This is a genomic window from Dyadobacter sp. HNCC25DJ185 (assembly GCF_056895195.1).
Genome location: NZ_JBXHAR010000002.1, coordinates 530469 through 542354, shown reverse-complemented (window position 1 = coordinate 542354; position 11886 = coordinate 530469). Strand labels below are relative to the sequence as shown.

The following is an 11886-nucleotide window of genomic DNA, read 5'->3' as shown; positions in this document are numbered from 1 at the left end:
AAAAATGAAAGCAACCAAAACTACAATAGTCATTCTAGTCCTTATTCTTCTTTCTGTTTTAGGTTTGAAAGGGTGTGACTATTTAGATCTTTTAGTAAGTGAGAAATATGAGACTCAGTTAGAGGGAATATCCAATTCACCTAGCGAAGTGCGACTAGCTGCTGAGAAAGGTGAGACTATTAAAAAGAGAAAAGGCAACATATTAAATCATATCCTCGTAATTGTGACTACCATTGTTTTATTGATGGTTAGTTATTCTTGTATAGCTAATATTTTATCGAAAAATAAGGAGTAATAATATAATATTTATAAATAAAATAACATAAAATGACCACAAAAACAGACAAGAATAAACTGTACACCACTATGAATTCATATTTAGCCGGATCAATGGATGGAATCACCTTTTGCGGTACTTTTTATCAATTGTATCATTATGAAGTTGATCATAAGACCTTAACTGATTTGGAACTCTGCTTATTCCATGACCTGGATGAGCTGGCAAGCCAATTCACGATTTATAAGAAAAAACTGATTGACTACTTAATGATTCATTTCAATGAAGAAGAGCTCAAAGAAAGAATTTTAGATACTCTTGAAAAACTACATGCTGGAACGGTTAACTAATATTGTCATTACATTAAAAATGTTATTTGTAATTCCTATCAAGCAGTTATTACTTTATCGATACTTCAAAAGCATCGAAAAATTATAAATTAATTTGAAACAAATATATTTTCGGATTATCATTTAATCATCAAACACACTTTTTAAAACTATGCTGAAACGCTATTTTACCCTCTTGATCATTTTAATCACACACAATGCCAAAGCCCAAAACAGCCAATTCGATTCCATTTACTACGAAAATGGATCCATTGAGACAACTTCCGTCTCTAAATTCAGTCACAAAGAACATTTTATTCTAGCCAGACAAAAGGATCGAGATTTCAATGATTCCATTGATTTTGAGGATGTAAAAGCTGTTAACCTAGCCAATGGGAAGTATTTTCTCAAAAAGCATCGGAACGGCGAGCCGCGAATGATGGTGTCATTTGTCCGGGGTAGGTATGGTTTGCTTTTTGACGAACCCCAGGGACATTTTTATATAGAGAATGAAGATTCGCTATTGTATATTTCAAAAGATCATATTAACCGTGCACTGCCGCTTATTTTCGGAGAGGACAAAATGAATTCATTTTATCAGATTTATGGTAAGCATGAGAGTTATTCGTACCAGTACTTTACGAAAGTAGTAACATTTGTGAACGCTGTTAATAATGACGTTCAGTCCGTAAATCGGCAAAATGTTAACCAGTTCAAGTCGAAATTCTATGTCGGGCCATTTGTAAGTGTTGCCTCAGTTTGTACATGGCTCCGGTTAATGGGTGATTTGAAGAAGGATCATGAGTTAGTGCGAACCGGAAAATATTATAATAGCATTGCGCCGGTTGGATTACAAATTGCTGCCAGCATTACCCCGCGCTGGCATGTGCAATTGAATTCATATTATTATCAGCTATTGTTAAATGATTTTTCTTATTCCTGGGGAAGTTATGAGACAGTAGGTATTCCTCCTGCGATCAAGGAGAGATATAATCCTGTTCCTCAGGCTAGCAATTATAGTTTTTTTAGCTTCAATAATGACCTATCATTAAAATACCTGCTGGCAGATCCTGGCAAACGTAAGTTGCAGCCATTTGTCTTTGCAGGGCCGAGTATCTGCATCATGAAGAACCATCAAATGAAGGAATCTATTTTATACAAAGACGCAAGCGATACTAAGAGCTGTAATTTTTGGTACAGATCGCATTCAAAAGAACTGATGGTTGCGTTGAATGTCGGCCTGGGTTTTAATTATCATGTCGGCGGGCGGCTGTTTTTGAATGTCTTTGGGAAATTTCAGGGAGGTATTTATCCAAGAACCCTCCTGTCTGAGAATATCGTTAGAAAAGACAATAATTCGCCTTACGATCACGAGCATTTTGAGAAGTTGAATTTTGTCAGCCAATATAGGTACGACCAGATTTCGCGTATTTTTTCAGCTGGTTCAGGCATTTTATATCAACTCTAAAACACTACACACATGATCAGAAATTACACACTACTTTTCTTACTATCCACGTCCGGAATGGCTGGCGCACAGATATCCTACACGCATGATACCTCCGGAAATCGCATTAAAAGAATCAGTGGGCCTGCATTGCCTGTCACGTTGATCAGCTTCGACGCCTCGAGGGATGCGGAGGGTACCGCGGCATTGTTATCCTGGAAAACCGCATCGGAAGCCAATTCTGACCGGTTTGAGGTGGAACGGAGCGCGGATGGAAAAAGCTGGGAAAACAGGGGAGCTGTGGCAGCTGGCGGCAACCGTTTTTCACAAGCGGAGTATGTTTTTAAAGATCAATTTCCGATGGAGGGCGAGAATCTCTACCGGCTGAAAATGGTCGATAGGGATGGCAGTTTCACTTACAGCAAAATCAAAAACCTGAGTTTCGGAGCAGAAATCGCGTTATTTCCGAATCCTGTGAGGGACAGGCTGAAAATTGGGCGTGTGGGGGCCACAAGTGTTCAGCTGGTAAATGTTGCCGGCAAAGTGGTGCTGGACGCCGGGGCTATTCCGGAAGAGGGGATTGACGTAAGCGGCCTTCCTTCGGGGCTTTACATGGTCAGGGCGCTGATCCGGAACGGGTTCCGAATACTCGGCAAAGTGGTAAAGCATTGAGAACAGCTGATCATGTCACGACGCCCGCAGAGACTTATACAGTTACACTGAAGACCTCAGTATCAGCCGCGACGGATTGGCGATCCGCGCCATCGAACCGGTAAGTACCATTTCCGCGGCGGACTTGCCCATTACTTTAAAATCCGTTGAAATGGTCGTCAAGCCATTGAGCATCAGCTTTTTCGCATTGTTCTCATTGTACGAAATCACACCCACGTTCTGGCCGGTGACCAGGTTGGAATCAATGATTTCCTTTAATAGAAACATCATATGGTCGTCTGAAACCACGTAAGCTTCTCCATCGAGGACCGCACCACAGGTTACCTCGGGGAGGATTTTAAAACAAAACCTGTGGTCGTTGCAGAAACGCACGAAACCTTTGGAAATCTCTTCGGGAAATGATCCCTGTGCGCTGTAAATAAGGTTAATGGTATGGTACTTTCTCAGCTGACCTTTGATCTGCGCCAGCGCATTGAAAATATCCAGCGCAAAATTTTCAAATACCACCCCGAACTTCCCGGAAATTTCGTCCAGGTTCCGTTCCAGGAGGATCAGCTTGTTTTTTGGAAGACGGCTGATGACATGATGACCGGTTTTCGGCTCGTCAAGGAAATGCGGAATGATGACATAATGGGAATAGCTCTCCTGCTTTTTTTTCAGCAAATACCTTAAATGCGCTGCGCTGTCGTGGTATACATGGAAAAAGTATTCAAAACTTTGGCCGAGCGGGGCCGGTCTTCTATGGGATGGTTCTATGGCTTCAAACTACATTTGATTTGCAACGAAAAAGGTGAATTGCTTTCCTTTTATTTAACTAAGGGCAATATCGACGATCGTAATCCCAAACACATTAAGAAGCTTACTGAACAGCTTTTTGGGAAGATTTACGCTGACAAAAGCTATCTCTCAAAAGCTTTATGGGAAATGTTATTTGCGGATGGCATCCAGCTGGTAACTAAGGTCAGAAAAAATATGGGGGACGCCCAGTCAAAGGACATATTATGGAGTTGAAAGACATTCTTTTACTCAGGAAAAGAGCAATTATTGAAACTATAAACGATGAATTGAAGAACCTGTGTCAGGTCGAGCACACCCGACACAGATAAGTAAATAACTTCATAATGAACATGTTAAGTGCATCGGTTGCTTATGGTTTTTTTTTCAAAAAAACCGTCACTTAACATTCAAGAAGTGAAAACAAACCAACTTTTTCTAACAGCAGCTTAACCCGAATTCACGTTAATTTAGAGCAAGCAGAATGGATTCATATGTACTTATCGACGAGTTAATGACTATATGTTAGTTGTGTCAAGTAGCTGATTGTTTTTTGAAATAAGTATCCCCTTCGGACTTGAAAATGCAAAAATAACGAGGATGAACAGGTATACATTCTTAGGTAAAGAGGGTCGACCTGAGACGAACTGGAAGATTTCCAAGCCAGGTTTTATGATCCAGCGACTGGGAGGTTTATGACGGTGGTCACGCTGACCCAGGATTACCTGAACGGCATCGAACTGAAAAACAACAAGGTGGACGCCGTCTACAATGAGGAGGGGCGGGCATCCAACACATCCGCGGCCGGGCAGAGTTACCGGTACGAATTTGCCTCGCGCGACCACCTGGGAAACACACGGGTCGTATTTACCGACAAAGGCGCCGCCGGCATCCAGGACGACACGGAGATACTCGGCGAAACCCATTATTACCCATTTGGAAAAGCATTCGATGGGGCCTGGTACAATGATGCGGCGGCTTCAAAGTATCGGTATCTTTACAATGCCAAGGAGTTGAATGATGAGTTTGATTTGAACTTTTACGATTTCGGAGCAAGGTGGTATGATCCGGTGTTGTGGAGTTGGTGGGAGGTTGTTCCGGCGAGTGAAGGGAATAGAAGGTGGAGTCCTTATGCTACTGTTAATGGCACACAAGGATTCTTTGAAATAGGGGTCAGACCTTCTTTAACGGGAAGAACAGAAGTTATTATACATAGATTTTTAATCCAATACGATAATGAAATGATAGTTGATTTAACTTTTCAAAATAATTACAACGTTGAAATTATAGAAGAATTAGGGTCAGGCGAACGGCATTATTATCCAGGTGCAAATACTCAAGGAGGTAAGGATGGATTAATAGTTGAAGTGATTTCCTCCGAAGGCAAGAGCTGGATCGGTGTTTTTGGTTTTGGTGAAATCAGCCCCAATGGTATATCAGGTTTGTATAGTACACCTGACCCGAATAAGTTTTGCGTTGTATCAAAAGGATCTGGCTATATTGTTTCATCAAATAATCCAGAAGATTGGCAAGAAGTGAAGGCAATTCCAGTTATGGATGTTCGTTCAATAAAGCATCAAAAAATTATTACATTTGCAGATTTTACAGAATTGGTAGCTTATGATGAAAGGGGGGTTAAGTGGAGAACAAAACGGTTAGCTTATGATAGTTTTAAAATAACAGAAGTAACAGAATGTACTTTAAAGGGGGAGTTCTGGAATATTCGGAGTGAAGCTAATGAAACATTCGAAATTGATCTTACCACGGGTTCACAAGTTGGTGGAATTAATAGCATTTAGCTGCACATTACTTAGCTTTTGATATATAGAAGTCAAAAACGTCACGCAAAGAGCCTGGCCTCTTCTCAAGTTTAGCTATTTCCTATCGTAAAATAGAAAAAATTGCGGGACTGGGTAAATTTTGCGTGTCTTTGTTGAAAGTGCATTTTTACGAAGCAGAAGAAAATTAATTGCTGTGGACGTGGCCCATTTTTGAGCCCCGAATAAATTCAATATGTCGGAGCTTGTGCAACTTCTAACCCAGACATTATAAAAATAAATGTTTGGAAAGATGCTAGTGGAAAAATATGGACCCTCGATCATATAAGGATTTGCCGCCTTTCGACTCTCCGGTTTACAGAATGTCCCCGTTGAATGGGCTAGTCCAAGTGGATGTCGAGCCTGGCGAAGCGATCCTCTCAAGAAGGGTCAAACATTGAAAATGTGGCCCACGAACTATTTCATGCATATCAGGGTGAAAATGGGGAGAAAGGTGCTAGTGTAAACAAAGAAGTTGCTGCTTATTTATATGGAAGAGCCGTTTCCACTTCATTGGGATATGGATTTTCTGGCTTTGGGAATTTCTCCAAAGAAGTGCAAGTTTATGATAAGGCAATGAGCGGATTATTTTTTTCTGATAAATACAATCAATCACTTTGCAATACAGCTGTGAATAATTTTAAAGCAGGAAGTGTTGGGAATAATGGAAGTGCTTTTGGCTTATATAGAAAATTCAAAGTGATACCTAATGACAATAATCCCGTAATCAAACGGCTTTTCCCCCTAATAAGATGACCCACTTAAAATTATTTACCCCAATATTAATAATGTTTGCCTTGAATGTTAATTCCTTTGCACAAACGATAATAGATCCTGTCGATCTTCCTTATTTTGTAATTAAGAGAAAAACAGCAGTTGTACAGCTACCGGAAAGTTTAGGGGGTAAGGATACAAGAGGTTTTGCAGGAGTTACAATAGTTATCGACTCCTTGGGCAAGCTTCAAAGCACAGAAATCGAGAAATTACAATTATCAGGAAGGCTCAAGCTATCTTATCAGTTAGAGCAAAATATTAAAAATGATACTATCTCTAAGTATGAGACATTTTTGAAAAAATGTGTTTCTAAAATAAAAATAGTCAAGACGGACAAAAGGAAACCTCCTAAAATTAGCACTATTACATTTCTTGTTAGGTTTTGAACAAAGCCCAGTCATCCGGGGCTTTTTGCTATTACGGTGCAGCGATATTTTTAAGCTTAGCGGCCTTGATCAGGTTGTCTATTGTATAGAAGATATTGTTTTTATCTTCATTGAAGAGGTTTTCAATGTCATACAGGCGCTGGAGGTTCTTTTTGTCGAGTACCATGTTATCGGACTTACCCAGCAGGCAATCTAACGTTACCCCCAGGGCATCGGCCAGTTTAGAGGCCACTTCGATCGAAGGCTTTATCTCATCTCTTTCATACTGTACGACGATAGTTGCTTCCGCTCAGCAATATGCTGACAAACTTCAATACGCCGACATTCTCGGGCAATAATAATGGCGACCTATTCCGGGAGGTGCTGGAATACAATACTTTAACACCAGGTCTGTTCGGCACGGTCCAGCAAAGCGGGAACATCGGTCAAATGATCTGGCAGGTGCGGGGCCGTGCCACGCAGGCCTATGGCTTTACTTATGATTACCTCGACAGGCTCACCCACGCACGTTATTCCAATTATACTGCCGCGAACACCATTGATCCCGTCAATTACTATGGCGAATCGCAGACTTTCGACATTCGTGGAAATATCACCGGCATTACCCGTAATGGGTTGATCAAAGGTGCCACCAAATATACCGCTGGCACGGTGGATAACCAGACGATGGTCATCCCGGCGGGAGGGAATTTGACCACCGAAAGCACTGGCGTCAGCAGCGTTCCGGCGGCGCACGTTGCTTTGGATGCGCCGCATAACCATTTGAATCTGCCTTCGAAGTTTGATTTTGGATCGAACAATATGATTGAATTCCTATACGACGGATTGGGAAACAAGCTTCGCAAAACGGTCAAGACCAACAATGTGGTCACGCTGACCCAGGATTACCTGAACGGCATCGAACTGAAAAACAACAAGGTGGATGCCGTCTACAATGAAGAGGGGCGGGCAATCAACACCTCCGCGGCAGGGCAGACTTACCGGTACGAATTTGCCTTGCGCGACCACCTGGGAAACACACGGGTCGTATTCACCGATAAAGGCGCCGCCGGAATCCAGGACGACACGGAGATACTCAGCGAAACGCATTATTACCCATTCGGAAAGGCATTCGACGGGGCCTGGTACAATGATGCCACGGCTTCAAAGTATCGGTATCTTTACAATGCCAAGGAGTTGAATGATGAGTTTGATTTGAACTTTTACGATTTCGGAGCAAGGTGGTATGATCCGGTGTTGGGGAGTTGGTGAGAGGTTGGTCCGGCAAGTGAAGGGAACCGGCGTTGGAGTCCTTATGCTTATGGGAATGGGAATCCAATTAGGTTTATTGATCCGGATGGGAGGGATGTAAAAGATTTGGGTGATCGCACACAGTATACAGGAGCAGACAAAGATGCATTGGCAGCTCAACTTGGTACTGGGAGAGGAAATGATAGTGGTGGGTGCCCTCCCAATTGCCCGCAAACAGCGATGCAAGCTGATGCAACAAGTAGGGCAAGTACTGTTACACCGCAGATCGCTACCGGTATAGTACAATTACCTCAACGGGAGCAAGGCTGGAGAGTTCCTCCTTTGGCTGGTTTGTTCAACAAGTGGAAAAGAGCATTGGGTAAAACGGGGCCGCCCACGCGGTCACTTTTTATTGCCGACGGCGCGAAAGCGCATAAAGAGGAAGTTTTTAATGCAGATAAATTGGTATTTAGAAAACTACCTCCGGCCTGTCCAGAGCTAAATCCATTAGAAAGCTTTTCAAAGAAGTTCGTAGGCACTTAAAAAATAAAGTGTTCGAAACTCTGGAATTTACACAAATAAGAATTGAGAAAATTGTTGAGCAGATCTCAGAATTTGTCGACAATGTAATCTCAATCACATGTTTTCCATATTAAAAATGCGTCAATCTAAATCGGATTTAGTATAAGATATGCTTGTTTATAACTAAATGCAAGTAATTGAGGCTATCAATCAAGAGGCTAATTCAATTATGTTATTAATGAATTAAGGACGGCAATTAAAGAACATAATTCATTCCTGTTTCTTATCGTATAACGAAAAATCCTGTTTCAAGACACTAACGAGCCAACTCTATTGAATTGTTGAAAATCTCTCTTCCGAATGTTGTCAACAAACCCTTTTATGTCCCTACCAATATCATTACTTACGGATAGAACACGTATAAATGCACTCCCAACCACTGCGCCTTGAGCGTATTCAGATGCCTTTTCAAAAGTAGTGTTATCATTGATTCCAAATCCAACTAACATCGGATTTCGCAAATTCATTTTATTAAGACGTTCAAAATATGATATCGTTTTTTCATTTACAACAAGGTTGCCTCCTGTAACACCCTCGTAGGAAACAACATAGATAAAGCCTTCCGAAAGATCGTCAATTTTGCGAACATCCTCATCAGGTGTTATTGGGGTTACAAGAAAAATATTCAAAATACTAAACTCTTCAAAAACTTCGCGGTATTGATTTATGTATGAATCTAAACACATATCTGGTAAAATGACACCATCTATACCAACCTCTTGACATTTTTTACAAAAATTTCTAAAACCGTATCGAGTTACTGTGCTTAGATAGCCCATTAACAAGACGGGAACTTTAATAGTCCTCCTCATATTCAAAAGTTGTTCGAAGAGCAAGTCAAGATTCATCCCATTCAAAAGGGCTCGACTATTACTGTTCTGGATAGTCACTCCATCTAAGGTCGGATCTTCACAAGGAATACCAATTTCGACCAGATCTACGCCTGAGCTCTGTAGTTCGTGAAGAATTTGCATGGTACTATCCAGTTCTGGGAAGCCAGCGGTATAATAAATATTCAGAAGCCTATTTATTTCACTTTTGGCTCCGTTTCGAAACAGTGATGTAATGCGATTCATAAATGGTTAAATTGATTTTTAGATATGGTGATGGTCTATCTGCTTTGCCCTGAAATACGCCGTATCCACAGATTTCGATGTAATTAACTATGATTAAGATCGCTATACCAAAATTCAATATTAGGATTTTTTGATATATCTATTTCAAAGGTTTTTAGGTTTATAAAATAGGGGCGCACGTAAAATGAAACTGATAATAAATTGAAATGATAATCATTCAATTTATAAAACACACTTTTACAACATCTGTATATTTAGACATAACTTTCAATGTTATAACAAAACTATTTCGTCCACACTGTCATATATAGATATTAAGTAAATGTCGTTTAATTAACAACTAGATTGCTGACTCACAGTCTTTTGGCGGTATGCATCGGTCTATATCGAACCCCTCTATTTCCTGAAAAGTATATTTTACCTTGATGATATATTTTGCGTAATTACCTGATACTTCAGAAAGGGGAAAATAAACTGATTCAGCGGCGAATATTATTTAACTTATGGTAAAAAGCAGGCAGATCAAACAATTGAAAGAAGCAAATGTTGCCTATTTAATTATTTGTGTGCAGAGAAAAAAATAGGTTTTAGAAGTCGCCTTTGGCGCGAAGATTGTCACAAAGTAATATGACGTGATTTAGTTTTTGTTTACACATTTCTCGATTTAGTTGATTTTATTATTTCTTCAATTTTAATCCTGCCTTTGGGTAATACAAATTCTTCAAAAGCCATTGGATTCAAATAGTTTAACCCGGAATATACCTACGGACATTGTAGTATAATACTCCCTAAATCTGTACAGCTACTTAAATTCCTGATTTAGTAATTGACTATGAAAAAGCAACGCAGGAAATTCAGCGCAAGCTTCAACCGGGTCGCCGGTGCGAACCAAAGTGGCGATGGAAGCAATCAAAGAGGTTCGAACCGTCCAGGAACTAGCCTCCAAGTACGAGATCCATCCGACACAGATAGCGGTCTGGAAGCGAGCGTTTCTGGAAAAAGGCCGAGCTCGTGTTCAGCAAGGAGATACCGGCAACTGGGAGTGACGCTGAAAATACAAAGTGGAGAATTATATTTCACGATCGGCGAATTTCAAGTCCAGCCGGGCCGATACAGTGTGATGGAGAAACGCAGTCTTGTTTCCCCTGAATATATTGCTTTAAGCGTTTCGGCGCAATGCAAGCTAATTGATATACAACGCAGTAGCTACTACCGCGGCGGCGGACCGCTTCAAGCCAAGAGGGCAATCCCTGCTCAATCAGCAACTGATGAAAGCGATTGACCGTCAGTTCCTAGACTGTCCGTTCTGTGGAGTGGAACGTATGCCCGATTACCTGTTCGGCTTAGGGTATCCCGTTGGTGTGAAGCGGGTGAGAAGGCTTTACAGGTTTATGAATTTGTACACAATTTATCCCAAGCGAAATGTGAGCAAAGCTAAACCAACTGACTACAATCGACGTCCGCAGAGACTTATGCGGTTACACTGAAGACCTCAGTATCAGCCGCGACGGATTGGCGATCCGCGCCATCGAACCGGTAAGTACCATTTCCGCGGCGGACTTGCCCATTACTTTAAAATCCGTTGAAATGGTCGTCAAGCCATTGAGCATCAGCTTTTTTGCATTGTTCTCATTGTACGAAATCACACCCACGTTCTGGCCGGTGACCAGGTTGGAATCATTGATTTCCTTTAATAGAAACATCATATGGTCGTCTGAAACGACCACATAAGCTTCTCCATCACGGACCGCACCACGGGTTACCTCGGGGAGGATTTTAAAACAAAACCTGTGGTCGTTGCAGAAACGCACGAAACCTTCGGAAATCTCTTCGGGAAATGATCCCTGTGCGCTGTAAATAAGGTTAATGGTATGGTACTTTCTCAGCTGACCTTTGATCTGCGCCAGCGCATTGAAAATATCTAGCGCAAAATTTTCGAATACCACCCCGAACTTCCCGGAAATTTCGCCCAGGTCTCGTCCCAAGAGGATCAGCTTGTTCTTAGGGAGACGGTTGATGACCTGATGGCCGGTTTCGGGCTCGTCCAAAAAATGGGGAATGATTACGTAATGGGAGTAGCTATCCTGTTTCTTTTTCAGCAAATGCCGTAAATGCGCCGCGCTGTCGTGGTATACATGGAAATCAATCTCAGCCTTTGTGCCCAGCGAGTTGACAAATGAATCGTGAACTACCTTGTTATAGGCATTCAGCTGATTGAACAGCATGAGCACTTTAAATTCGGGAGCGGGTACTGTACTGCTGATAAAAAAGCTTTTCCCGTGGCTGGACGACAAGATCCCCATATCCCTCAGGTCCCCGTAACTCTTTTCGACCGTGGCCCGTGAAACGCCGTAATGCTTACTCAGCTGGTTGATCGACGGCATTTTGCTCCTGCTGGCCGACGGGTGATCTTTAACCGCCGCAAGTATGCCTTCGGTAAGCTGGCGGTGAACTGGTGTTGCCACATTTTTATCGATGCGAAGATGGTCTTCCAATCTGAATTCGTCCATATTTTCTGTCAA

Annotated in this window: 15 protein-coding genes and 1 pseudogene; 12 read left to right on the top strand and 4 right to left on the bottom strand. The window is 41.6% G+C overall.

The genetic code is table 11. The features are described 5' to 3' along the window. Positions 1-4: 4 nt before the first annotated feature. The 4 genes from AC1XUF_RS07580 to AC1XUF_RS07565 all read left to right on the top strand — a co-directional run bounded on the left by AC1XUF_RS07580 (position 5) and on the right by AC1XUF_RS07565 (position 2725). Complete coding sequence (locus tag AC1XUF_RS07580) at positions 5-295, top strand: hypothetical protein (protein ID WP_483341074.1); 291 nt, start codon at positions 5-7, stop codon at positions 293-295. 71 nt (positions 296-366) lie between these two features. Continuing rightward, positions 367-627, top strand: coding sequence for a hypothetical protein (locus tag AC1XUF_RS07575; RefSeq protein WP_483341073.1), 261 nt, complete (start codon positions 367-369; stop codon positions 625-627). 151 nt (positions 628-778) lie between these two features. Next, positions 779-2074, top strand: a complete 1296-nt coding sequence (locus AC1XUF_RS07570) for a hypothetical protein (RefSeq protein ID WP_483341072.1) — start codon at positions 779-781, stop codon at positions 2072-2074. Between the two features lie 12 nt (positions 2075-2086). Then, the gene (locus AC1XUF_RS07565) at positions 2087-2725 is read left to right on the top strand and encodes a T9SS type A sorting domain-containing protein (RefSeq protein WP_483341071.1); all 639 of its coding nucleotides are present in this window, start codon (positions 2087-2089) and stop codon (positions 2723-2725) included. A 42-nt stretch (positions 2726-2767) separates the two neighbouring features. On the opposite strand, the gene AC1XUF_RS07560 is transcribed toward AC1XUF_RS07565, so the two are convergent. After that, on the bottom strand, positions 2768-3388 hold the full coding sequence (locus AC1XUF_RS07560; RefSeq protein WP_483341070.1) for a hypothetical protein: 621 nt from the start codon (positions 3386-3388) through the stop codon (positions 2768-2770). A gap of 27 nt (positions 3389-3415) precedes the next feature. Between AC1XUF_RS07560 and AC1XUF_RS07555 the strand changes: the two are divergent. The 4 genes and pseudogenes from AC1XUF_RS07555 to AC1XUF_RS07540 all read left to right on the top strand — a co-directional run. Further along, positions 3416-3952, top strand: a pseudogene (locus AC1XUF_RS07555) (IS982 family transposase); the annotation flags it as partial. A gap of 242 nt (positions 3953-4194) precedes the next feature. Beyond that, positions 4195-5298: a hypothetical protein gene (locus AC1XUF_RS07550; protein WP_483341069.1), complete on the top strand. Its 1104-nt coding sequence runs from the start codon at positions 4195-4197 to the stop codon at positions 5296-5298. Between the two features lie 423 nt (positions 5299-5721). Beyond that, entirely contained in the window at positions 5722-6072 is a 351-nt protein-coding gene (locus AC1XUF_RS07545) for a hypothetical protein (protein ID WP_483341068.1), read from the top strand. Beyond that, positions 6069-6476 (top strand): hypothetical protein, encoded by a 408-nt coding sequence (locus AC1XUF_RS07540; protein ID WP_483341067.1) that lies wholly within the window; start codon positions 6069-6071, stop codon positions 6474-6476. The genes AC1XUF_RS07545 and AC1XUF_RS07540 overlap by 4 nt, the downstream gene beginning before the upstream one ends. A gap of 31 nt (positions 6477-6507) precedes the next feature. Here AC1XUF_RS07540 and AC1XUF_RS07535 read toward each other — a convergent pair whose 3' ends face one another. Then, on the bottom strand, positions 6508-6753 hold the full coding sequence (locus AC1XUF_RS07535) for a helix-turn-helix domain-containing protein (protein WP_483341287.1): 246 nt from the start codon (positions 6751-6753) through the stop codon (positions 6508-6510). Between the two features lie 20 nt (positions 6754-6773). Here AC1XUF_RS07535 and AC1XUF_RS07530 point away from each other — a divergent pair, with 20 nt between their 5' ends. Further along, positions 6774-7727 (top strand): RHS repeat-associated core domain-containing protein, encoded by a 954-nt coding sequence (locus AC1XUF_RS07530; protein ID WP_483341066.1) that lies wholly within the window; start codon positions 6774-6776, stop codon positions 7725-7727. Positions 7728-7946: 219 nt separating this feature from the next. Further along, the gene (locus tag AC1XUF_RS07525; protein WP_483341065.1) at positions 7947-8249 is read left to right on the top strand and encodes a hypothetical protein; all 303 of its coding nucleotides are present in this window, start codon (positions 7947-7949) and stop codon (positions 8247-8249) included. A 287-nt stretch (positions 8250-8536) separates the two neighbouring features. Here the strand turns inward: AC1XUF_RS07525 and trpA are convergent, their stop codons facing one another. Beyond that, a complete protein-coding gene (trpA, locus tag AC1XUF_RS07520) occupies positions 8537-9364 on the bottom strand; it encodes a tryptophan synthase subunit alpha (protein WP_483341064.1) in 828 nt (275 codons plus the stop codon). Between the two features lie 832 nt (positions 9365-10196). Here trpA and AC1XUF_RS07515 point away from each other — a divergent pair. Continuing rightward, a complete protein-coding gene (locus AC1XUF_RS07515; protein WP_483341289.1) occupies positions 10197-10646 on the top strand; it encodes a hypothetical protein in 450 nt (149 codons plus the stop codon). Beyond that, positions 10633-10851, top strand: coding sequence for a hypothetical protein (locus tag AC1XUF_RS07510; RefSeq protein ID WP_483341286.1), 219 nt, complete (start codon positions 10633-10635; stop codon positions 10849-10851). The genes AC1XUF_RS07515 and AC1XUF_RS07510 overlap by 14 nt, the downstream gene beginning before the upstream one ends. Here the strand turns inward: AC1XUF_RS07510 and AC1XUF_RS07505 are convergent. Further along, positions 10843-11874, bottom strand: a complete 1032-nt coding sequence (locus AC1XUF_RS07505; RefSeq protein ID WP_483341063.1) for a GntR family transcriptional regulator — start codon at positions 11872-11874, stop codon at positions 10843-10845. The genes AC1XUF_RS07510 and AC1XUF_RS07505 overlap by 9 nt on opposite strands. Positions 11875-11886: the final 12 nt, after the last annotated feature.